This is a genomic window from Candidatus Woesearchaeota archaeon (assembly GCA_016214075.1).
Taxonomy (GTDB): Archaea; Nanobdellota; Nanobdellia; order Woesearchaeales; family DSVV01; genus JACRPI01.
Window position 1 is genome coordinate 13,106 of sequence record JACRPI010000017.1, and the last position, 23,027, is coordinate 36,132.

At 37.5% G+C, this 23,027-nt stretch carries 26 protein-coding genes; 21 read left to right on the plus strand and 5 right to left on the minus strand.

Annotated elements, in window-relative coordinates:
* Nucleotides 1-4: 4 nt before the first annotated feature.
* Nucleotides 5-751 carry a deoxynucleoside kinase gene (locus HZC31_03305; GenBank protein MBI5002385.1) on the minus strand — a complete coding sequence of 249 codons (747 nt, stop codon included), beginning with the start codon at nucleotides 749-751 and terminating at the stop codon, nucleotides 5-7.
* A gap of 399 nt (nucleotides 752-1,150) precedes the next feature.
* On the opposite strand from HZC31_03305, the gene HZC31_03310 reads away from it, so the two are divergent.
* Nucleotides 1,151-2,395 (plus strand): MFS transporter, encoded by a 1,245-nt coding sequence (locus HZC31_03310; GenBank protein MBI5002386.1) that lies wholly within the window; start codon nucleotides 1,151-1,153, stop codon nucleotides 2,393-2,395.
* Here the strand turns inward: HZC31_03310 and HZC31_03315 are convergent, their stop codons facing one another.
* A complete protein-coding gene (locus HZC31_03315) occupies nucleotides 2,396-3,100 on the minus strand; it encodes a hypothetical protein (protein ID MBI5002387.1) in 705 nt (234 codons plus the stop codon). It lies immediately after the preceding gene.
* A 254-nt stretch (nucleotides 3,101-3,354) separates the two neighbouring features.
* On the opposite strand from HZC31_03315, the gene HZC31_03320 reads away from it, so the two are divergent.
* The 6 genes from HZC31_03320 (at nucleotide 3,355) to HZC31_03345 (ending at nucleotide 7,067) form a co-directional block, all read left to right on the plus strand.
* Nucleotides 3,355-4,302, plus strand: a complete 948-nt coding sequence (locus tag HZC31_03320) for an Lrp/AsnC family transcriptional regulator (GenBank protein MBI5002388.1) — start codon at nucleotides 3,355-3,357, stop codon at nucleotides 4,300-4,302.
* Between the two features lie 147 nt (nucleotides 4,303-4,449).
* Complete coding sequence (locus tag HZC31_03325) at nucleotides 4,450-4,656, plus strand: DUF4258 domain-containing protein (GenBank protein MBI5002389.1); 207 nt, start codon at nucleotides 4,450-4,452, stop codon at nucleotides 4,654-4,656.
* Nucleotides 4,657-4,660: 4 nt separating this feature from the next.
* Nucleotides 4,661-4,996: a YgiT-type zinc finger protein gene (locus HZC31_03330; GenBank protein ID MBI5002390.1), complete on the plus strand. Its 336-nt coding sequence runs from the start codon at nucleotides 4,661-4,663 to the stop codon at nucleotides 4,994-4,996.
* 269 nt (nucleotides 4,997-5,265) lie between these two features.
* Nucleotides 5,266-5,868, plus strand: a complete 603-nt coding sequence (locus HZC31_03335) for a nucleotidyltransferase domain-containing protein (GenBank protein MBI5002391.1) — start codon at nucleotides 5,266-5,268, stop codon at nucleotides 5,866-5,868.
* Nucleotides 5,865-6,275 (plus strand): hypothetical protein, encoded by a 411-nt coding sequence (locus HZC31_03340; protein MBI5002392.1) that lies wholly within the window; start codon nucleotides 5,865-5,867, stop codon nucleotides 6,273-6,275. Before HZC31_03335 ends, HZC31_03340 begins: the two co-directional genes overlap by 4 nt.
* A gap of 9 nt (nucleotides 6,276-6,284) precedes the next feature.
* Nucleotides 6,285-7,067 (plus strand): TatD family hydrolase, encoded by a 783-nt coding sequence (locus HZC31_03345; GenBank protein ID MBI5002393.1) that lies wholly within the window; start codon nucleotides 6,285-6,287, stop codon nucleotides 7,065-7,067.
* Nucleotides 7,068-7,069: 2 nt separating this feature from the next.
* On the opposite strand, the gene HZC31_03350 is transcribed toward HZC31_03345, so the two are convergent.
* Nucleotides 7,070-7,834: a helix-turn-helix domain-containing protein gene (locus HZC31_03350; protein ID MBI5002394.1), complete on the minus strand. Its 765-nt coding sequence runs from the start codon at nucleotides 7,832-7,834 to the stop codon at nucleotides 7,070-7,072.
* 135 nt (nucleotides 7,835-7,969) lie between these two features.
* Here HZC31_03350 and HZC31_03355 point away from each other — a divergent pair, with 135 nt between their 5' ends.
* The 8 genes from HZC31_03355 to HZC31_03390 all read left to right on the plus strand — a co-directional run bounded on the left by HZC31_03355 (nucleotide 7,970) and on the right by HZC31_03390 (nucleotide 13,984).
* Complete coding sequence (locus HZC31_03355) at nucleotides 7,970-8,557, plus strand: hypothetical protein (GenBank protein MBI5002395.1); 588 nt, start codon at nucleotides 7,970-7,972, stop codon at nucleotides 8,555-8,557.
* Between the two features lie 5 nt (nucleotides 8,558-8,562).
* Complete coding sequence (locus HZC31_03360) at nucleotides 8,563-9,216, plus strand: hypothetical protein (GenBank protein ID MBI5002396.1); 654 nt, start codon at nucleotides 8,563-8,565, stop codon at nucleotides 9,214-9,216.
* Nucleotides 9,217-9,314: 98 nt separating this feature from the next.
* Nucleotides 9,315-9,944 (plus strand): winged helix-turn-helix transcriptional regulator, encoded by a 630-nt coding sequence (locus tag HZC31_03365; protein MBI5002397.1) that lies wholly within the window; start codon nucleotides 9,315-9,317, stop codon nucleotides 9,942-9,944.
* Nucleotides 9,945-9,980: 36 nt separating this feature from the next.
* Nucleotides 9,981-10,832 carry a polyprenyl synthetase family protein gene (locus HZC31_03370; protein MBI5002398.1) on the plus strand — a complete coding sequence of 284 codons (852 nt, stop codon included), beginning with the start codon at nucleotides 9,981-9,983 and terminating at the stop codon, nucleotides 10,830-10,832.
* 5 nt (nucleotides 10,833-10,837) lie between these two features.
* Nucleotides 10,838-11,773, plus strand: coding sequence for a hypothetical protein (locus HZC31_03375; GenBank protein ID MBI5002399.1), 936 nt, complete (start codon nucleotides 10,838-10,840; stop codon nucleotides 11,771-11,773).
* A 34-nt stretch (nucleotides 11,774-11,807) separates the two neighbouring features.
* On the plus strand, nucleotides 11,808-12,335 hold the full coding sequence (locus HZC31_03380) for a hypothetical protein (GenBank protein MBI5002400.1): 528 nt from the start codon (nucleotides 11,808-11,810) through the stop codon (nucleotides 12,333-12,335).
* Nucleotides 12,332-12,817, plus strand: a complete 486-nt coding sequence (locus HZC31_03385; GenBank protein MBI5002401.1) for an AAA family ATPase — start codon at nucleotides 12,332-12,334, stop codon at nucleotides 12,815-12,817. The genes HZC31_03380 and HZC31_03385 overlap by 4 nt, the downstream gene beginning before the upstream one ends.
* 198 nt (nucleotides 12,818-13,015) lie before the next feature.
* Entirely contained in the window at nucleotides 13,016-13,984 is a 969-nt protein-coding gene (locus HZC31_03390; protein MBI5002402.1) for a winged helix-turn-helix domain-containing protein, read from the plus strand.
* A gap of 2 nt (nucleotides 13,985-13,986) precedes the next feature.
* Here the strand turns inward: HZC31_03390 and HZC31_03395 are convergent, their stop codons facing one another.
* Complete coding sequence (locus tag HZC31_03395) at nucleotides 13,987-14,853, minus strand: hypothetical protein (GenBank protein MBI5002403.1); 867 nt, start codon at nucleotides 14,851-14,853, stop codon at nucleotides 13,987-13,989.
* A 21-nt stretch (nucleotides 14,854-14,874) separates the two neighbouring features.
* Entirely contained in the window at nucleotides 14,875-15,051 is a 177-nt protein-coding gene (locus tag HZC31_03400; GenBank protein MBI5002404.1) for a hypothetical protein, read from the minus strand.
* A gap of 247 nt (nucleotides 15,052-15,298) precedes the next feature.
* On the opposite strand from HZC31_03400, the gene HZC31_03405 reads away from it, so the two are divergent.
* The 6 genes from HZC31_03405 (at nucleotide 15,299) to HZC31_03430 (ending at nucleotide 22,560) form a co-directional block, all read left to right on the plus strand.
* Complete coding sequence (locus tag HZC31_03405; GenBank protein MBI5002405.1) at nucleotides 15,299-15,796, plus strand: NUDIX hydrolase; 498 nt, start codon at nucleotides 15,299-15,301, stop codon at nucleotides 15,794-15,796.
* Between the two features lie 96 nt (nucleotides 15,797-15,892).
* Nucleotides 15,893-17,248 carry a phosphoglucosamine mutase gene (locus tag HZC31_03410; protein ID MBI5002406.1) on the plus strand — a complete coding sequence of 452 codons (1,356 nt, stop codon included), beginning with the start codon at nucleotides 15,893-15,895 and terminating at the stop codon, nucleotides 17,246-17,248.
* 36 nt (nucleotides 17,249-17,284) lie between these two features.
* Nucleotides 17,285-18,481: an NTP transferase domain-containing protein gene (locus HZC31_03415; GenBank protein ID MBI5002407.1), complete on the plus strand. Its 1,197-nt coding sequence runs from the start codon at nucleotides 17,285-17,287 to the stop codon at nucleotides 18,479-18,481.
* Between the two features lie 138 nt (nucleotides 18,482-18,619).
* Nucleotides 18,620-19,267: an HAD family phosphatase gene (locus HZC31_03420; GenBank protein MBI5002408.1), complete on the plus strand. Its 648-nt coding sequence runs from the start codon at nucleotides 18,620-18,622 to the stop codon at nucleotides 19,265-19,267.
* A 79-nt stretch (nucleotides 19,268-19,346) separates the two neighbouring features.
* Complete coding sequence (glmS, locus tag HZC31_03425; GenBank protein MBI5002409.1) at nucleotides 19,347-21,107, plus strand: glutamine--fructose-6-phosphate transaminase (isomerizing); 1,761 nt, start codon at nucleotides 19,347-19,349, stop codon at nucleotides 21,105-21,107.
* Nucleotide 21,108: 1 nt separating this feature from the next.
* Nucleotides 21,109-22,560: a hypothetical protein gene (locus tag HZC31_03430; GenBank protein MBI5002410.1), complete on the plus strand. Its 1,452-nt coding sequence runs from the start codon at nucleotides 21,109-21,111 to the stop codon at nucleotides 22,558-22,560.
* Nucleotides 22,561-23,027: the final 467 nt, after the last annotated feature.

Genomic DNA, 23,027 nt, shown 5'->3' on the forward strand with positions numbered 1-23,027 from the left:
AACATCAAATATGTTTCACGAGTGTGCTCTCATTATTGTATTTCTCCCAGATATCAATAACTTTTCGTTCAGTGTCCTCAACAGTCGCGGGAGGATTGGTATCAATATACACAATTTTTGTTCCTCCTTTTTCAAACACTTTCTGAATCCACTCACTTTTGTAGCGCGACGCGATTTTTCGTAAAAACAAAACTTCTTCAAAAATAGCGTTGTCCTGTTTTTTCCGTTCCTTCAGGCGTTTGATAGCGACATCAGAATCAATGTCAATGATGAGAAGAAGCGAAGGAGCGTGTTTGATGGCAAATGCGTTGCCAGGGAGTTTCATCAAATCCATTAAGGTAATTTGTTCGAGTTGTACTGGTTGATAAACAAGAGAAGAAATAACCCCTCGTTCTTGGAAAATAATTTTGCCTGCTTCCATTGCAGGGACAAGAAGGCGTTTGTATAAAATCTCGCGATCTAAACTAAACGCGTGTGCAGTGGATATTCCTGAATATTTTCGTTTCTCGTTTTTGCGGATAATTTCTTCACGAATTGCTTTACCCACATACACAAACGTCGGCTCATTGCTGATAATCACGTCATATTCTTTAATTTCTTCGAGTTCAGGAATAGTATTGTGTTCTTGCCAGTATTCGCGCAGGTCAAGAACGCGTTTTCCCTTTTTTTCTTCATAGCGTCGAAGTGCAGTCGTCACAGTCCCTTTGCCGCAGCCATCAACACCATCAATCATGACAAATGTTCCTTTCATAGAATATGTAGTATCTTTAGAATTTATTAAGGTATTGCTATTGTTTCTTTTTGAGATTGTAATATTTCTTCGACCGCTCACTTTTCGTTTTGGTGTCCGTAACTGAAGTTCTCTTAGAAGAAATGCTCTCTCCTGATCGAAGTTTGATATAAACACGATTTGCCATGCTATTTCTTTATCTTCAGAGCTTATATCTCTTTGTTTTTTTTGCAAACACGTACCAACTGCACAAACAATCAGTCAGAAAAGTCCACACATACAATTCATCTATTTTTATAAAATAAACAGAGAGATTCAAAAGCAATAAGGCGAATCAAGGCGAAAGGAAATAGTTTCAGGATAAGACAAAGCAAGGGGAAATCCATACTTATTTATATCAAATCAATCAGAAAACAATGTATGCAAAAGAAAAAAACAGATGCAAAAAACGTCATATGGTTAGGAATAGTCAGTCTATTGACAGATATTAGTTCAGAAATGTTATTTCCTATAATTCCTCCTATAATTCCGTTATTTCTCACTGTTGTGCTCAAAGCAAATATGGCCATCATTGGATTTATTGAAGGAATAGCAGAAGGACTATCTGCATTCCTAAAATTGATTGCAGGCATTGTCAGCGATCGCTTTAAGCATAAAAAACTCTTAACTATTATCGGATACAGTTCTTCAGCGCTGTCAAAACCATTTCTTGCATTAGCAACAATATGGCCGCATGTCCTCATCGTAAGAATTTTGGACAGAATTGGGAAAGGAATTAGAACAACGCCGAGAGACGCGTTGATTGCGGCGTCAGTAAAAGATTCTGAGCGAGGAAAATATTTTGGCCTGCATAGAACAATGGACAGTGTTGGCGCAGTTGTTGGCGTTCTTATTGTTACAGCATTACTCTTCTATTTGGGAGAATCAGAAGCAAGTTTCCGAACAGTGTTTTGGATTTCTTTTATTCCCGCAGCGCTTGCAGTTGTATTACTTTTCTTGTTTGTCCATGATGTCGAAACAAAAGCAGAAACAAAAAAACAAAAACCATTCAACCTCTTCAAAGTATGGAAAAGATTGAACAGGGATCTCAAAAAATTTTATATGATCATGCTACTCTTCAACGCAGCAAGTTTCAGCTATGCTTTTTTCATTTTGCGAGCGCAAAATGTCGGTTTCGCAATCAAATTGATTCCAATCCTTTACCTCGTCTACAATATTTTCTATGCGTTTAGTGCGTATCCTGCGGGAAAAATCTCTGATCATTTTGGCAGAAATACTGTCCTTGCAGCAGGATTCCTATTATTTGCAGTAACAAGTCTTGGGTTTGGTTTTTTTGCGAATGACTCTACGCTTTGGATTTTATTCGCGATGTATGGAGTTTTTATTGGTCTTACGGATGGGGTTGCGAGAGCAGTAGTCGCGGATCTTTCCACAGAGAAAGATTCAGGAACAGCGTTTGGTGTGTATCACATGCTTGTAGGTCTCACTATTTTCCCTGCGAATATGATTGGTGGGTTACTCTGGAAGTATGTGAGTCCAACAGCGCCGTTTGTCTATGCAGCAGTTCTTGCATTGCTTGCAACAGCTGCAATTCTTCTCTTCCACAATCGAGAAAAAGTCAAAGCAGTGAAGATGACCATGCAGAATTTCAAGGCGTATAGGTAGCTAGCCAAAAAGAACAACCTTCTCTACTCCGTTAGCATAAACAGAAAGAGGGCCATTGAAATCTTTATATGCTTGCAAGGGATCTTCAAAGAGGTATGGAAAAAAACCACCTATTCCATAATTAATACCCACTCCATCGAGTGAGTCCATCGATTTTACTACGCTGACCCTAAAAGGGCAGCATCCTGGACAGATTCCAGTATAGATTCGTTCATTTGATTCAAAAGATCCAAACACTGCGTCTAAAGCGCGCTGTTCAAGCGGAGATAATTTGGCAAGTTCAAAATTTTCATTTTCAAATGATGCTCCAACACCTCTCTCGTTGTAAAGATATCTTCTAAACTGCTCAGTCCTCTGTTCTTTTAATTCCCCCCAACTACTTATGTTAGGGGGCATAGGATATTTGACGAGAGCTGCTTGTTTCAAGCTGCGCACAAAGTCAGAAATACCAAAAGCTCCAAGGGTATAATGACCATGGGCGTCAGGGCTATAACTCTCGGCTAACGATGTTATATATCTATCATCTCTAGAATAACGATGAGAAAAGAGTTCTACAGCGAACTCCGTATGCCGTTTCCTCTCACTATATGTAAGTGGTCGAGGAGGCATTTTGCGTCCTTCATTTTCTAAAGCGTACGTCCATTCCATAACAGCAGCCCACATATTTTCTGCTTCAGAACCATTTCTGTCAATAACTCGTACCATTTTTCTCACCTTTTTACAAAATGAGGATAAGCAGCACAACAAAAAGTGCCACATAAATCCAACCATTTGTTGTTTCTCTCCCATCGATGTAATTCAAATATTCCATATACGATGTGTTTTCTATCATCATCAATCACCTTCTTTAGTTACTTCTTTTTAGTAGTTACTTAATTGTTTGTACTATATTAAGCTTTCGAGACAAAAATTACTTAAAATCAAAAAATATTAATAGAAAATTGTATTATGTGTTAAAAATGGATATTTTAGACAAAAAGATAATCACGTTGCTTGATAGTGATGCCCGCCAAAGCGCGTCAGAAATAGGAAAACAACTCTCTGTTGCAAAAGAAACAGTAAATTTTCGGATAAAGCGTCTTCTTCAGGCAAATGTTATTAAGGGCTTTTATCCTCTGCTTGATACGTCAAAACTTCACAGGTTCTTCTTCAAGATATTTATTAAGTTCAAAGAGATGCCTCCGGAAAGAAGAAAAGAAATTCTTGATTTTTGTGCGTCATATCCAAAGATGTCGCAGGTTCTCTTATTAGAAGGAAAATATGATGTGCAACTCTTTTTCTTTGCAGAAGAGAACAAAGAGCTCTTGTTTTTCATGGAAGCCTTAAATAAAGTCTGTGGAATAGAAATCAGAGAAAAACAAGTGCTTATCGTCGATACCATATATCGTTTTCCTCTGCAGTTTTTGATAGAAAGTAAAGACGAGACAATGTATGCAGTTCAAACAAAAAAAGAAAAGTACGTGGTGGATGAAATAACATGGAATGTTCTTCGTGAGCTTTCAAAAAATGCGAGGGCACAATTATTGGATATTGCAAAAAGCCTTCAAATTTCACCGCAGGTTGCGCAATATCATCTCAGAAAAGCTATAAAAGAGAAGCTCCTTATTTCCTCTCATGTTGCGATAAATTACGAGAAACTTCATGTGCAGCACTATCACGTCACATTTCAGTTGAATGATCTTTCTGTTCTAAAAAAGATTATAGAGTTTTTTAGAAGTAGTAAAAAAAGTATTTTTGCAACAACGATGATTGGGTGTTATGATGGTTCTGCAGAGGTTCTTGTGGAGAATAACGAAGAACTCAGAAAAATGATTGATGAATTGTTAACACTCTTCTCGGAAAAAATAACAACTCTTGACGTTTTTCTGATCTATAAAGAGTATGAGTTACGGTTGTATCCATTTTAAAAAAACAAATGTTAGTGGTAACATTCAAAACCACGTAAATTTTTCAAAAACTAATAGTGCTCTCAAAATCACAGCGCTATTTCTAAAAACCGCATCAAGCTTCATAACATTTATATACCGGTAATTACTAGTAATTATCGAGAAGCGATGATACTCCAAATAACCCTTCATGCAAAAGAAAAGATGGACAGCGAGGGAATAGATGAAGAGCAGATTAAAACTGCAATAGAAAGAGGATCAATTTCGAGACAGACAGAAGGATATCTGGCAACATATACTTATTTTAGTGTTGCGTATAAAAAAAGAGGAGAGATCTACAGAATAAAAACAGTTTTTACAACCAAAGACCGGTGAGAAAATGGGCGATGAAACAACATGTTGGGAATGCGGAAAAGAGATGATAAAGAAAGCTGTAGAATACAAATTACATGGTATTTTACTTGGAAAATTTCCTGCATTGGTCTGTGAAATTTGTAATGAAACAATATTTAGTGAAGAAACATCAAGAGCTATAACAGCTATCGCAAAGCAGAAAGGATTGTGGGGTTTGCAGGCAAAAACAAAAGTAGGGCAAGCTGGAAAAACATTAGATATACGTTTACCAAAAAAGATTATTGAGTTTATGAGATTAAAAAAAGGAGTTGAAGTGACCATAACTCCAGAAAATAAGAATAAGATAACCATAACTGTGTAACTTTTACCATGGTTCCTTCCAAAAATAGTAAAAATATTTCATAAAGCTTTCTTTGATTTCCTTTGATTCTAAAACAGAAGCGTATGCAACGCTCGGTCTTGCAACTGCAGTTCAGTTTTAGTATGGTTTCAAAAAAAGAAGTACTGTTGATGGAAAAATCAGTAGCGCCAAATGAATATAGGTTATACAGAATTGAAAAAGGAAATGGTAACCTTCAAAACCACTTGGTAACCAAAAAGTTTAAATAGTAACCTACGTTACCAGTAATTATGGTACAGAAAAAAAGTACATCTGTTGAAGAAGTAACTCTTGATGGAGTAAGTATAAATGAGTTCGAGCGAGCGTATGATAAGATTCAAGAATGGTTTTTTGCATTTCCTGAGGAAGAATTTTCATTAAATGACATTGCAGAAGCGCTGGGAATTGCAAAAACTTCTGCAAACATTGTTGTATCTCAGTTTGTGGACGATGGATTTTTAACGCTCGCGACATTAGGTAAACTCTGGAGAATCAAAGCAAACCAACAGCACCATTGGTTTACAAAGAGGAAAATTCCATTTAATTTGCGATTAATCTATGAATCCGGAATTTTTGATTGGGTAGAACAATATGTTCCAAGCGCAAAAGCAATAATTCTATTTGGAAGCTACAGAAAAGGTGATGATATAAAAACAAGTGATTTAGATATTGCTGTTGAAATTCCTGAAGAAAATGAGCTTAGTATAAGTAAAGCAAGAATTACAGAATTAGGATATAGAAAATATATAAACGTAAACTTTCATATCTTTTCACGAAAGAAAGTGGACATAAATCTTTTTGCGAATATTGCAAATGGTATAGTATTGAAAGGATTCCTTGAGGTAAAGCCATGATTAGAAAGCGAACGCCAGATAAATTCAAAGCGCAAAGCATGGTGACTGCTGCAGAAACAGAGATAAAATTTACAAAAACAATAGAGCCAACAAAAGAATCAGCATCAACAATTGTAAGAAATGTTTATGAGTCATTTAGAATGCTTGGAGATGCGCTTCTTTTGATTCATGGGAAAGAAGCGTCAGGACAAGATCATCATGTGGAAATGATTAATGAGTTGTTTACATTGAAAGTTGATACAAAAAGACCTGTTCAAGTCATTTTAAACTTAAAAAATCTGAGACATAAAGTAAATTACCAAGGATATATTCCAAGTATAGAAGAAGCAAAAGATGCAATGTCTATTATTGATGCTTGTTTTCAACCAGTATTAAATAAGATAAAAGAAGAAATAAACAAACTTTGAGGAATAACCATGTACATCGACGTCCACGCGCATCTTGATCCATATTTCTATACAGAAGAGCAAACAGCGCAAGCAATAAAGAATGCAGAACACAATGGCGTTAAACTTATCATAGCAAATGGATTAAACAAAGAAACAAATAGGCATGCGCTCATGCTCGCAAAAAAATATTCCCAAGTAAAAGCAGCATTAGGAATCTATCCGTGGGAAGCAATGATGGATGATGTGAGAGCAGGTCATTACAAAGAAGAAACAATGAACTTCGATGTAGAAGAAGAAATCACGTTCATAAGAAAACACAAAGATCAAATTATTGCGATAGGCGAAGTAGGAATTGATCAGAAGTCAGAGCACAAAACAAGAAAGCAGTTTGAAATTTTTGAAAGAATTGTAGAGTTGAGCAAAGAAATAGACAAACCATTAATTATCCATTCAAGAAAAGCGGAGGCAGAAGTGATAGCATTATTAGAAAAGCACAACGCAAAGAAAGTGATTATGCATTGTTTTTCAGGAAAGAAAGTATTGTGGCAGAAGATCAGAGACAATAAATGGTATTGCAGTATTCCAACAAACTGTGTACGATCAGATCACTTTCAAGAGCTCATCAAATTCATGCCAATTACACAACTCTTTGGCGAAACAGATAGTCCATTTCTCGCGCCTGTAAAAGATGCAAAGAATGAGCCCGCAAATGTGGTCGAAACCTACAAAATGATCGCGAAGATAAAGAAGCTCGAGTTAAAGGAAGTAGAGAATGCGTTATATCAGAATTATCAGCAGTTGTTTTTGTAACACTACTTCTTATAAGCTGTACTCCCTTTCCACATCAGCCAAAACCATTTCTTATATGCCTCACAAAGTTCTCTGCTAATCAAAACAAATTGTACCATGTCATCGTCTAGTTTGTTGACAGACAAGCCAGTAAATGTCACAATCCTGTCGCCAAAAAAATCAATAGCAGCGTTTGTCGAACATTCTTTAGGGAGAAATCTCGCTTCATGAAGATGAACCCCAACAGGGCTCACTATTTCTTTGCCAACATGCGCTCGCATTTCCGAATCAAAGAGATGGTAGCAATGTATTTTTTTCTTAGTCAATTCTCTATAAAAACGAATCCGAAATACTTCAAGTCTTGGATCAAACCACCCTCCTTTTGCGCCGATGCAATAGAAATCTTCTCCAACATCAAGAATATCTTGCATGTAATTTTTGAAACCTTGAACTCCACGATAAATGTATGCTTGTTCTTCTTGTTTTAATCGCTGAAACTTCGATTTCATATCAGGAAGTATTTTTTTAAGGTTGTCCTCTTTTTCAAAAAGCAATGTCTGTAATCTGTCAGGATCAGTTGCGCGAAAGTGCCGCTCTTCCTTCAAAACATACTGTGCAACAAGTCCTTTTTCAATCAATTTGTTTAAGGAATCATACACATTTCTTCGATGTACTTTTGATTTGATGGAAATAGTGTTGACATTCACTTCACCAAGCTGCATAAGCGCTTCATAGACGCGTGCTTCGTTTAAACTCAACCCAATTTGCATCAGTGTTTTCTCGTACATGCTTGTTGGTTTTAGTTTGTTCTTTATAAAATTTGTTTATTGAGGTGGTAAGTACCACCGCTAATACTTAAATACAAGTATGCTCATTGTTACTTGTAAGTGGTTAAGTAAACCCGATGACAAAAAGGTGAAAAGATGACAGAAACAGTAATGACAACAGTACCGATACAGAGAAAAAAAATCAAAGTAGAATATGTGACCAAGAGATTTCCATACAGTTTTGATGTGGAGAATTCAACGTATGTTGAAGGAAAAGGATGGGATAATAAAATGGTGAGACGCACCATCCCTCTTTATGTTACAGCAGAGTGCACACTGACAGATAGGGCATCGCAACCATTATACTCCACAAATCCTGCAACAACAAAATGGTATTCTGTTTCTGTTTTTGAGAATGACCGTCTTGACAATGAAGGAAAAACGCGCATAGTGGAAAAAGATGGAGAAAGATATGCGCTCACAAAAGGTCGAGATGAAACTATTGATACTAATAGGTTTCCATTTAGGGAAGATCGTCCAAAGACGCAGTTTGCGCCAGACATTGCAGCAATGTTGGAAGAAAGATTTCCTGTGTATAATGTTGAATTGGATATCCGCTTTGTTTCAGGAAGAGAAGCAGTTATGGATAAGAGAGATAATTACGATAAGCGTGATATCTATCGTTCATTAGCAGAACAGATTGCAACGTATGTCATAACAGAAGCGCAAAAATTAGTAAGGTGAAAACAATGACAAAAATAGGAATAGCAGCGATAGTCGCAACAGCGTTAACAGCAACACCAGCATATGCAGATTTTTATGATGGTGCAAATTTGCCGCCAGATAAAGATTGGCAGATACAGACAAATCTCAGATTAGGAGAGAATGTGGGCATCACAGTTGTGCCAAAATATATCAGAGATGACGGGCTTGTGACTGTTCTTGCATTAGGAGAGACAGATGGAACAATAGATGCGCCAGGATTTGGTGTAGGATATAGGCTAGAAATACCACAAAATGGAAATACGTTAAGTATTCTTCCAATGGTGCAAGGTGCGATAAGTACAGAAGCAGCAACAGGAGTGCCAACAGTCTATGTGACTGAAGAAACAGGAAAATGGACTTTGGACGCAAGAGCACAGGTTCCAATAACTTTCTCCTACGCTGGAAACATAAATCTAAATGCTGTCGTTACTGGCATGACGGTTGGCTATCAAGCGACACCACAGCTTCGTGTTGGTCTGGATGTAGAAGGAAATCTGCTCTCTTCAGAATCAACAGCGTATGGCGCGCTTCTGCGCTATGATCTTGCAGAGAAAGGAAAGCAGTGGATGGAACTCCATCTTGCGACAACAGCAAAAGGTGCTGCTTCAAGTACAGTCCAGTACAGAATAAACTTTTGAATGAATGAGGTAAATTATTTTTTCTTCTTTTCTCTTTAACTCCAATCCCATTCGCACCTATCGCAAACTATATATGCAACATAAAGCATCTTCACAATATGCCAGAAAATTCCTTCCTCTTAGTCAATCTGTCCGATGAAAAGTCTAAAAAGCTCGGAGAACTCATCGGCAACAAAACAGCAAGAAGGATTCTTGAACTTCTTGGAAAAAAAGAATACACCGCGACAGATTTGGCGAAAGAGCTTAGCCTCCCATTATCAACAATTCATTATAATCTCACCAACTTAGAACAAGCAAAGCTGATCAAAGCAGATGAGTATCATTATTCCAAGAAAGGAAAAGAAATCAAGCATTATGCGTTGGCAAATAAGTTAGTCATTATTGCGCAAGAGCAGCCAACAGAATCCATTATCCAAAAACTCAAGAAAATCCTGCCAGTAAGTATTCTTGTGGGAGCCATGGCAACAGCGTTCCAATATTATACAACAGCACCAAGTATGCAAGTAATTGCAGAAGAAAGTACGTTTGCATTAAAGCAATCAGCAGAACAGGCTGTAGACAGTGTTGCATTTGAATCAACTTCTTTAGCGCAAGATACACTAGCAGCATCTACACAAACGATTGCAACAGAACAAAACCTTGTGTGGTTATTCTTAGTAGTAGTTATGGTTTCGATTATTTCTTATCTCGTTGCAGATTTTATTATCGCAAGATACAGAAAGAAATAAATCAATTTTTTAAAGCAAAACAGACTCCTTCCTATAATGGAAGAGATAGGAAGGTATATAGAAAGTCAGAAAAGAAAAATAAATCAGGGTATCGAGAAATATTTATCTCAATTCTTTTCTTCCTCAAGAAAACATGAACAAGCGGCGCTCTACACAATATATCCAGAAGGACATAGATACAGAAGTGTTCTTGCTCTTGAAGTGTATGAAATGCTTGGTGGTCGACAAGATAATTTTCTTAGGGGTGTTGTTGGTTTAGAATGTATTCATCATGCCTCATTGATTTTTGATGATCTTCCCTGTATGGATAATGCAGAACAAAGAAAGGCAAAGCCAGCAACATGGGTACAGTATGGACAAGATGTAGCAATTCTTGCGGCGGTTGCGCTTGAAAATGAAGGAAGATATCTTATCGCAGAAAATGCAAGAGAACACAGACAAGAGAGAGATGTTGAAAAACTTCTTTATGAAACATTGCGAGATTTGTATGTTGGGCAGGAAATAGATTTGCAAGAAGAAAAAACAGATGCCGCGCTTTGGGAATCAATGCGAAAAAAGAATAAGCTTATGGAAGTTGCGTTTCAGCTTCCAGCAGTTCTTTTACGCGGTGATCAAGGAGAGAAAGCTCTTTTAAGAGCAGTAGGAGAAGATATCGCGGTTGCGTATCAGCTCTTTGATGATTTGCGCGATGTTTCTGCTCCAGAAATTACAGGAAAACCAGTGGGTTTAGATGTAGAGAGACAGACCTCAGTCTATCGTTGGGGTATAGATTGTGTCAGGGAAGAGGTAATGAGAAGAAAACAGAGAACTCTACAAAACATACGAAGCATAAGAGAAGGAACGCAATTAGAAAGAATGATTGAATATATGATAACAACGCCTTCGTGAAGAAAATGACAGAGAAGACTATTGAAGAAACAGTAAGAGAAATTGGCGCTTCCTTTACTGGAAAGTTCTTCATAGAGGGAAGAAGTAGTGAAGGTATTGTTGAACAAAGAGATACTGTGTTTGATACAGCGCTTGTTGCGCTTGAGTTGTATAAAATAACGAAAGATACAACCTCTCTTCAACGATGTTTTCCTTATTTTGAAGAAACAGTCATAGAAACTGAAGAAGGATATTGTCGTTGGAGATATAACGCGCCTCGTTCTGTGCCAGGGCTTCCTCCATTTCCTCCAGATGCAGATACGACTGCGCTTCCTCTTGTTGTTTTCGCATTAGCGGAACAAGCAGGGCTTTCTATTCCAGCAAAAATGATTCCAACAAAGAATAAAGAACAATTTAGAGAACTGCTGCATCCAGAAGGAATAAGAACGTGGTTTGGAGATTTCATGTTGAGTGAAGTGCCAGATCCTGTCGTGACAAGCGCGGTTGCGTTATTTTATGCAAGAGCAGGACTGCGTGATGACATAGGATATCATCTTCAACAAACACTCAATAAACAAATAATGAATATAGCAAATATGCCAGAAGCAACAACATATTATCCTTATGGGAGAGCATATTTTGCAGCGAGAGCAGCAGAAATAAATGCATATGACCAAACATTCTTAGAAAGAAATGCAGAAGCGTCTCTTGATAAGTTTCTAGAACAGGCAACAATAAGAAATACGTTGGAAGCAGCATGGATAGGAACAGCAGCAGCAGAAAGAGGAGTAAGAAAAACAGCAGAGCAAGCAAAGGAGTATCTTCTCAGAACAAGACTAAATAATGGATTGTGGTCATGGGAGCCAGTTCACAATCAGAAAACATATTGGCAACAAGGTCATGAAGTGCTTACAACACTCTTTGCAGTAGGTGCATTACAAACAATAGACAAAAAGAGATAAACAATTAAATACTTCTTCTTCCAAACTAGGCACTATGTTCATTCGAATAAAGAAGATCAAAGGATTGGAGTACGCCTATTTAGTCAAAAGTGTCTGGAAAGACAAAACAGCGAGGCAAAAAGTTGTTCAATATTTAGGCAAAGTATACATCCTGAATAAAACCAACAATACAGTATTTGAAACATTTTGCAAAGAAGAAAACAAGAACATAGAAAACGCGGATCTAAAAGCGATCATCCAAGCATTGATGGAGTGGACACTTTCGCAGCAAGGGTTTACCAAAGACCCACTCATCCAAAAAAAATGGCTCTTGCAAAACGGAAAAATAGTGGGAGATCCAGAAAAACTCAAAATCACCAGTGGCAAGAAAGAAGTAACGCTCAAAATAAACGATGGCTATATGAACTCGTTCACTTTAAAAGAACTTCTCAACATCCAGCTCAGCAAAAAGACAGAAGAGCAAAGACAAGCGGCAACACAGTTAGCGAATGCCTTTGTCAATGCGGGAATTCAAGTGCCACAAAACATTTTCATAGAAGTCTTCCAAAAGGTGTATCAATGAAGAAGATAAAAAAAGGAAAACAAACAAAAACAAAGAAAACAACTATAACTATAGTCACAGGAACACCAGGAACAGGCAAGACAACGACTGCAAAGAAGATCGCGGAAAAGCAGCGCGCAGTGTACATCGATGTCAATGATGTCATCAAACATAATAAGTTGAAAGAAGGCTATGATAAAAAGCGAAAAGCAGCGATTATCGATATAAAAAAGCTCAGCAAAGTCCTTGTCCAAATCATCAAAGAAGCGAGAAAGAAAGGGATTTCATTGATAATAGATTCCCATCTTGCGCATTATGTCAGCCCAAAACATGTAGATATCTGCGTGGTCACCAAAACAAGCTTGAAAAAGCTACAAGTACGATTAAAAAAACGAGGTTATCACAAAGCAAAAATACAAGAAAACCTTGAATGCGAAATATTTGATGTGTGCTTTGAAGAAGCAAAAGAAATGGGGCATAAGATTAAAATAATCACGACGTAATGGAGCATCGCAAACACACGCATCAGCAACACCGCAAATCGCCATTCATTGCAGATAGTATCTTCAATTATTTTTAGATTATAACGTAAATTCTCATAATAGATTAAAGAGTATATTCTGCGTTAACTGGCGAATACAGAGCGAAAAAACACAACTGAAGAAACCTTTATATATCTCAAAATTCTTAAGATTCCTGGGATGGGGATATTAGACATATTCAAAACAAAAGACACACAACTTGCAAATAAACGTATCCATGCAATGCACAATCATGTGAGTGATGCGTTTTCTAGTGTTCAGAATCAATTCTCAACATTCCATGCGCATCTTTCTACAGTTACTGCGGAAATAAACAAACAAAAAGAGTGGCTGAAATATCTGCATCAGAATCATCTTTCGCTCCATAATCAGCATACTGATCATAAGGAGGGAACAAAAGGAGAAATACAGCAGATGAACAGCTGGATTACCTATCTTCACAAATCCATCCAAAAACAGGAAAAGCAGATCGGAGAAATCCAGAAAGCAGTAGAGCAAACCACAAAACAATATGATCAGCATTTCAATCAAGTCTATGATCAGCTGGAAAAAACGCATAAAAAAGCAAGTGAAAAGCAAGCAGTGCAGGTTATTGAAAAGGAAATAGATCATGATGCGATTGCGCAGCGTGTGCTCCAACAGCTCAATCTTGATGTGCAGGCGCTTCAAACAAATATAAAAAAAACAGTGAAAAGCGATGTATATGATGAACTTCTTGCGACAATGACTGAAGAGCATAATAAACATAAAGAAGCAGTAGAGCAGACGCTTGCATCAATGCAACAGCAGGAAGATAATTTTGAAGAACAACCTATACAACAACCTGTTTCTCAACCAACTCAACTTCAATATCATCAGCAAACAGAAGCGCCTTCTATTGCGTGGGCTTCGCAGATTACTAATCCTGAGCAAAAGCTCCTGAATCTGTTAATGAGTGAAGCAGATCCAATGACGTATACAAAAGTCAGCCAATTAACTGGTCACAGTATCAATACAATCCGAGTCAATATGAATTCTTTGAAAAAGAAAGGGGTTGTGGAAGAATCCACCTTACCTTCAGGAGTCAAGCTTTTTTCTGTGACGAATAAAGAGAAGATTAAGAAAATGTATAATGTACATGTACTTTAATCTCAAAGAGATAAATCTTCACTTGCCCGTGCAATGACAAATTGAAGAGTTTCTTCATATATCTTACCTCGTTGCTGGTCTGTTAAAATAGAAAAATTAAGTTGATCTCGTTGTGTTAATCTTGTATTTCTAATTACTGCAACCTGAAGTGATCGTGCTATGCAATACGACATATATTGTCCATACGATAGGTAAATATCATCTGTTTGTTTCACTCTTCTTAGGAAGGTAATAAGTTTGCTTTCCTCTTTTGGATCGTATGACATACCTACCCCTCTTTTGACTTTACGGGTAAATAATGGAATTGCATCAAAAAAATGGTCCTCAGGGAATGATTTTATTTTCGCTTCAAGTCTTGTAACAAGGTCATTGTCAGGACAAACATAAAGAATGATTTTCTCAGGGCCACGCAAATACCTTTCTAACGGATTATTAGGGTGTGGAAATTTAAACATAAGTGGGGCGCTTTGATTTGGTGGAAGTTGTAAATAAAATATGACCAGCTGAATAAGATTTATTAGGTGTTCAAATTTTAGATTAAGGTAAAAGCGTACTGTACATTTATCTATTGTTTTTTCATCCTTCGGGTTAAAAGAATAGACTCTAACCCATTCACCATCGCTATCATTAAAGTGAAGTTTATCCATCCTGCTTAAACGTGAAACAAGCCCACGTAATTTCGTTTTAATTACTGCCCTTTCTTCTGTGATAAGATTACGTTTATGCGAGTGGTAATATTGGGCAATCTCTGCTGCAAGCTCGTTTAATTTATTAGGATTTAAGCTGTATGTCCTCCCTTCTTTTAGAAGCATACGAAAAACCTTAAGAAGATCTACGCGAAGACAGTCTTGCATTTCTTTAGGGAGCATAACTTTATCATAACATTTGGGTTAATAAAGCTTTTTGTGAGATCCTATCCCATCACATTCTCCACATTTGCAACATTCCCAATGTTTGCAATGTTCGCAATACAATGAGTATAATGGCATTGCAATGCCTCCAATGCCCATTGCAATGCCTAAAATGCCGTCGAGAACCTCGTTTTCTTCTCTTTTTGTTCTTTTCATTGTCTTTTTGCATTATCTATTCTCACTTTCTTCTTTTGTATTGTCTTTTTTCTCTATTTTTTCGTAAAAAAGCACTGCAAAATGGGCATTTTTTGCGAAAAATGCAGTGCAATGCCCATTGCAATGCATTGTCCTCATTGCAATGGCTGTTGCAATGCATTGCAATGTTTACAATGCCCATTGCAATGCCTAAACACTCTTCTGTCACAACCAAAATATTTGTAAACTTCAAATGAAAACAAAATATATGGAAGAAAAAATACGAAGATGTTCAGGTGCCATCATTTACAGGTACAACAAAAGAGATGATAATTTTGAAATCCTTCTTATCAAAACAAGAAATTTCAAAGACAATACAGGAGAATATCTGCATACCATTGTGGGAGGAAGGATAGAAGAGCAAGATCAAGGAGAAACAATAGAGCAAAAAGCAGAAAGTTGCGCAAAAAGAGAGAGCTGGGAAGAGGTACACTTAGGCATCAGTGAAATAGTCTATGTGGGCATGAATACTGCAGTCGGAAAAGACATCGGCTACAAAGATCCCGAAATGCGGTTTGAATTCTATGATTTTACAGCAAAAGCTGTTGGATCTCTTGATATAGAAGAAATCCTCAAAGCAAATGATGAAGTGATCTACGCAGGCTTCCACAAAAGGCAAGAACTTTTTTCTTTACGAATGGAGCCCCAATTGCGGAGAATGATAGAAAACCTCTACAATCACACAGAAAAGTACTTCCAAAAGTGAGACTTCATTATCCTTTATCAAAAAAATTATCACAAAAACGTGGCGATTTTTCTTCCACTAAGTATATAAATGACCCTAAACTCACCAAAAGAGATGGTGCGAAAACTCTTTGGGACAGATGGGATCCGAGGAAAAGTAAACGTTCCCCCAATGATTCCAGAAACAATTCTACGATTAGGGCAGGCAGCGGCATGTATCTTTGCGAAATCAAATCATAAGCGCCATAAAGTGATCATCGCAAAAGACACAAGAGTCAGCGGCTATATCTTTGAGTATGCACTCACTTCAGGTCTTTGTTCTATGGGTGTTGATGTCTATCAGATTGGACCAATGCCAACCCCTGCGCTAGCGCATCTGGTCAAATCATTCGCGGCAGACGCGGGAGTGATGATTACCGCGTCGCATAATCCTATTGAGGATAATGGAATCAAATTCTTTTCAAAAGATGGGTACAAACTTCCGGATGCAGTAGAAGAAGAAATAGAAAAAATAATTTTTGAAAACAAAATTCCTTTGGACAAACCAGTCGCACACTTAGGCAAAGCGCACAAGATCGAAGACGCGAGAGGACGCTACGTGGAATTTGTCAAGCATTCGATTAAGAATCGTTCATTGAAAGGCTACAAAATTGTCCTTGACTGCGCGAATGGCGCAGCGTACAAAGTAGCGCCATTAATCTTCCAAGAGCTTGGCGCGGAAGTCATTTTGATCAACGCGACACCAGACGGCTTAAACATCAACAATAATTGTGGTGCGCTCTATCCAGAAATGCTTCGAAAAACTGTTCTTGAAAATAAAGCACAAGTAGGCATCGCGCTTGATGGTGATGCGGACCGCGTTGTCCTAATAGATGAAAAAGGAAACGTAGTGGATGGAGACCATACTCTTGCGATCGCGGCGATTCATTTCAAAAATAAAGGAAAGCTCGAAAAAGACACAGTGGTTACTACAGTCATGGCAAACGCGGGTTTTGACGAAGCGATGAAGAGAGAAGGAATCAACGTCATCCGCACCCAAGTGGGAGATCGTTATGTGATTGAAGAAATGCATAAGAATGGCTATACGTTAGGTGGTGAGCAGGCAGGTCATATTATTTTTGGGAAATATACTACTACAGGAGATGGCACGCTTGCAGGACTTCAAATTCTCAGTATGATGGTGCAAGCGAAAAAACCGCTCAGCGAGCTTGCGGCGTGTATGACATCATTCCCGCAAATCTTAGTCAACGTTCCAGTTTCCAAAAAGAAACCATTGGAAGAAATGCCACAGGTCACCGCAGCGATACAAGAAGGCAAAAAAGCGCTTACAGACGCAGGAAGAATTCTTGTGCGATATTCAGGAACAGAAAACAAATGTCGTATTATGATTGAAGGAAAAGAGAAAACGCAGATGGAAAAGATTGCGGAAAAAATAAAAAACGCGCTTCAGAAAGAAGTAGGAATAAAAGAATAAAACAACAAAAGAACAAAAGAGCTAGAGAGGAAAAAAATGGTCGATAAAGCAGTGGTGTTGGTTGCAGGAAAAAGCACAAGAACATTTCCGCTAACAGCAACAAAACCAAAAGCATTGTTGAAAATTGCGAATCAGAGAATTCTCTCGCATATCCTTGATGCGCTGGAAGGAAAAGTCAAAGAAGTCATTTTAGTAGTAAATTACAAAAAAGAAATGATTCAAGAAATGTATGGTTCCAATTATAAAAGCATGAAGCTCACGTATGTAGATCAAAAAGAAACAAAAGGAACAGGCCATGCGCTCTTGCAGGCAGAAGAAGCAGTAGGCAAAGCGCATTTTCTCGTAACAGTCGGCGATGATTATTTTGACAAGCGCGATATCGACCTGCTTTGTAAACAAAACAGAGCAGTGCTTGTGCAAGAAGTCGAGCATCCAGAATGGTATGGCGTTGTCACCATAAACGAAAAAGGGCAGCTCGTGGAAATAGAAGAAAAGCCTGCAAAACCAAAATCAAAACTCGTGAACACCGCATGTTACATGCTCAGCCACGAAATTTTCGAGTATCTCAAAAAAGTAAAAAAATCCAAGCGTGGAGAGTATGAGTTAACAGATGCAGTGACTGCGTGGGCAAAGGAAGCACCTTTTGTGGTTGTAAAAGCGCAATACTGGCAGCCAATCACCTATCCATGGCATATCCTTGATGCAAATAAAAAACTTCTTAGTCAAATCAAATTCAAAAATGAAGGAAAAATTGAGCAAGGAGTTACGATTCATGGCACAGTAGAAATAGGAAAAGGAACAATCCTCAAGTCAGGAACATACATTGAAGGTCCAGTTATGATTGGAGAAAATTGTCGAATAGGGCCAAACTGTTATATTCGTCCAGATACAACCTTGGGAAATAGTGTGAAAATTGGCAACGCGGTCGAAGTAAAAAATAGCATTGTGGGGGACAGCACAAGTATTGGTCATCTTTCGTATCTCGGTGATTCAGTTATAGGAGATCACGTGAATTTTGGCGCAGGAACAATTGTTGCAAACTTGCGGCATGATGATAGTGGCATTAAATCAGAAGTGAATGGAAAGCTCATTGATTCAGGAAGAAGAAAGTTAGGCACAATTATCGGAGACAATGTGCATACAGGAATTCATACTTCCATATATCCAGGAAGAAAGCTTTGGCCAAACACAGCAACGCTTCCAGGAGAAATTGTGAAAAAAGACAAAAATTAGGGGATGAATAGAACAATAACAAACAGAAACAACAACAAGAATATGCTTTCATAAGTATTATTATATACATTTTATATTTTTTCAGATATGAAGAAAAAAGAACAGAAACGACAGGGATGCAGTGACGGGGTGGATGCCATGATAAAAGGTGTAGTGTTTGACATGGATGGAGTAATAGTGGATTCTGAACCAATACATGAATACAGTGAAAGAAAAGTTCTTAAGGGATATAACGCAAAAATAACACCAGAAGTGATTGCGCATGTCAAAGGATTGCGGGACAAAGAAGCGATGGAACATTATTGCAAAGTGTTTGACATTAAAGATAATCCAGACATTCTTCTTCAAAAAAAGATGGAAATATTTAGTAAGCTTATGAAAACAAAAATGAAAATGTACCCTGGCTTTAAGAACTTAGCAAAACAGTGCAAATCAAAGTTCAAAGTAGGGCTTGTCACGTCATCTCCAAAGCAGAGTGTCAGTATGGTTTTGAAACAATTTGACATAAAATATTTGTTCGACGCGATTGTGACTGCGGAAGATGTCACGCTTGCGAAGCCATACCCTGAACCATACCTAAAAATCGCAGAGAAGTTGCATGTCAAAGCAAATCAGTGTTTAGTCATTGAAGACACGATTCATGGAATTACTTCTGCGAAAACAGCAGGAGCAAAGTGCATTGCAGTAACGAACACGTTTCCAAAAAAGAAATTACAGGAAACAAGTGTAGATCATATTGTGAGTAGTTTAAGGCATTTAAAATTAGATCATATGAAAAAGTTGTAAGTTTTGTAAGTGATAAGAAGTCAAAATTCAGTGATGAAAAAGACCAAAAAAACAAAATAAGAATAAGGAAGGGAAGAACATGTGCGGGATTGTTGGAGTCATTGAAAAGAAAAAGTTTTCAGTAAGGAATAAAGTATTGAAAGCGCTTCAGCGTTTAGAATACCGAGGTTATGATTCTGTAGGTTTTGTCACAAAAGAAGGAAATATAAAAAAGCAAGTGGGAAGTATTGCGGGCTTGTTGCAGAACATGGAGAAAGATTATGAAACAACGCTTGCAATTGCGCATACTCGTTGGGCAACGCATGGTGGAGTAACGCAGCTCAACGCGCATCCGCATTTCAACAATGACGTGCATTTATTTGTTTGTCATAATGGCATTATTGAAAATTATCAGGAAATAAAAGCAGCGCTTCAGAAGAAAGGAGTAATATTTCTGTCGCAAACAGATTCAGAAGTCATTCCGCATTTCCTTGAAGAAAAGCTTCACGCTGGAAAATCTATGAAAGAGGCAATTCAACTTTTAATGGAAGAAGTAAAAGGAACATACGCAATTCTGATTATTGAAAAAGAAAAAGACGTTCTCTATGCAGTAAAGAAAGATTCTCCGCTCGCGTTAGGCATAAGAAAAGATGGCTTTACGTTAGGATCAGACATTTACGCGTTTAGTGATGAAACAGACAAAGCAATATTTTTTGAAGATAATGAGTTTGCGATAATCACTGCAGAAAAATACCAATTTTACAATAAAGATGGAAAAGAAATAGAGAAAAATATCCAAACATTCGAGTGGACAACAGAAGAAACAGAAGAAGAAAAGCAGCAGTTTGAGCATTATATGATTAAAGAAATCAAAGAGCAGCCTGCAGTTGCTCGCCGACTTCTTAACTCTTTCACGACAACGCAGAAAGCACAGCTCGAAAAATTCGTTGCATTAATGAAGGACTACAAAAAGATAGTCTTCGTTGCATCAGGAACAAGTTATCATGCGGCGCTCATTGGTTGTATCCTTTTGAATAGAATTGGCTATAATGCGCGCGCAAACATTGCGTCAGAAATTGAAACATTTGTTCGTTTTGATAAAGACACGTTAGTCATCGCAATCTCACAGAGTGGAGAAACAATGGACGTCATTATTCCTCTGAAGAATGCAAAAGCAGCAGGCGCAAAAATTGCATCAATTGTAAATGTTCCATACTCCACTATTCAACGATGGAGTGATATTTCATTGGAAGTGCTTGCAGGGCAGGAAGTCTGTGTTGCTTCGACAAAAGCATATACGAATCAAGTAATTCTCCTTCTCAAGCTTGCGCATGAGCTTGGACATAATAGTATGCAGTTGGACAAAATTCCAGAAAGAATAGAGCAGACGATTGATCACAATGAAGAGCAGATAAAACAGCTTGCGAAAAAAATACAAACGCAAAAAGATATTTTTGTGCTTGGAAAAACAATTTCTTATCCAATGGCACGAGAAATCGCGTTAAAATTGAAAGAAATTTCCTACATCCATGCAGAAGGGATGATGGCAGGAGAATTAAAGCATGGGACAATCGCACTCATTGAGCAAGGTACTCTTGTTATTGTGTTAATTCCAAACAAAAATCCAGAAATGCTTTCTTCGACAAAAGAAGTTGAAGCGCGCGGAGCAGCAGTGATTGCAATTACCAATGAGCAACTGGAGTCGCAATATACAGAAATTCTTGTGCCAAAAAGTGACGATGCGGAGTTTGCGATTTATAGTTGCATCATAGGACATCTTCTGAGTTATTACATTGCAAAATTACGAGGCTTAGAAATCGACAAACCAAGAAATTTGGCAAAGAGTGTGACGGTTAAATAACATGGAAAAGCACAATGTGCAAGATCTTTCAACAATAGAATGGCATTTCTGGCATGTGAGAAAAAGACCTGCTCTTTTAATTTATTTTTTCTATCATGGATCAACATGTCGTGCAACAAAAGAATTTCCATGCTATATTCCTGTCTCCGGTCAGATTGCAGATCATGTCGTCACAAAGAAAGCAGATTTGGAAACATTTAGAAAAAAACTTTGGGAAAAATTCCAGAAAAATCCAGAATTTATTCTACACTTTATGAAGGAGATGTACACACATAATGAAAAAGATATAAGCACCTGGCGTGCGTTAGCAAAAAAAGATTTCTCAGATGAAAAAAACTCAATACTTATTCAAGAATACGAGAAATATGTCGAACAATTGCTTGCATACACTCCAGCAATTTATCTCCCGCTCGCTCTTGAACCACTGCTTTCTGAAGAATGTCTCAAAGTAATTAAAGAAAAGTATCCTGAGAAAGCAGAAGAGTGGTATGATGTGATTATGACTTCTGTCAAAGAGAGTGAAGTAATTGAGGAAAGAAAGTCGCTCTTAACTCTCGCACAGAAGTATAACAAACACAAAGACAAGAACAAAATGAAAGAAGATATGCAAAAACACATCGAAAGATTCTCATTTCTCAAGCAAAAGGATATGTTCTTGGAGTTTTTTGATGAAGAGTATTATTTTAAAAAGATAGAAGAATGTAAAGATCCAGAAAAAGAGCTTGCTTCTCTTGAACAAGAAACAAAGAAAAAAGAAAGTAATTTCGCAGTTGTTCTAGACGCATGGAAAGATAATTATTTTGTACAATTACTTTTCAAAACAACAAATGAGGCTGTGTATTTCAGAACATGGAGAACAGAACGATTCAGCCAATCAACTTATTATCTCATTCCTTTGTTCAAAGAAATAGCAATCCATCTGTCTCTGGAAAAGTATCAAGATGTTGTCTATTTGCTTCCAGAAGAAGTTGTCTCTTTGCTCAAAAGTGAAAGATCAGCAGACAAAAAGCTTATTGAACAACGTAAAATTGGGTTTACGTACATGACTTTTGGTTCAGATGAGAATCTTATTATTCAAGGTGATGACGCGCTAAAATCTCTCAATCATCTCAAATTACCAAATCATACAGGAGGAATAATAACAGGAACTCCTGCGTTCAAAGGAGTTGTGCAGGGAAAGGTGACGCTTATTACAAAACGTGAACAGTGGTCAAGCATTCAGAAAGCAGAAATTCTTGTCATCCACACGACAACGCCCGATATTGTTCCTTATTTAAAGAATATAAAAGCGATTGTGACAGAAGAAGGGGGCATCTTAAGTCATGCGTCAGTTATCAGTCGAGAAATGAAAATTCCTTGCATCATTGGCACCAAAATCGCAACAAAAGCATTCAAAGATGGGGATATTGTCGAAGTCGATGCAGAAAAAGGAATAGTAAAAAAAATAAAATAAAAAAAGAACACAAACTGCTTCAGGAGCAAGATCATATTCTCGTGCAAAAACTGCAAGCCATGCCTTTGTATCTCGTAACGTATTCGCAGCAATTCTAATCTTACTTGTATCAATAGTGCCAACAACATCGCAAGTAATTGCGCCGACTTTTGTGGAAAATTCATCCATCTTCTCATGCAACGTCTCATACGCTTCAGCAGGAATTCCATATTCTGTCTTAAAGACAGCAAGCCAATTAATGAAGTCGCGTGTTGTATTCTCAACAGCACGAATACCAGTAAGCATTTTTTTATGCGCAGGTTTATACACCACTAAAGCTTGAGTCATAGGTTTCTTAAGCACAAGTGCTCGAGTCTGTTTTTTTATTGCACGAACAACTTTTTTTGTTTTTCTCACTACATGTTTCTTGACAACTCTTTTTACTACACGTTTTTTCACAATTTTTTTAATCTTCTTAGAAACTCGTT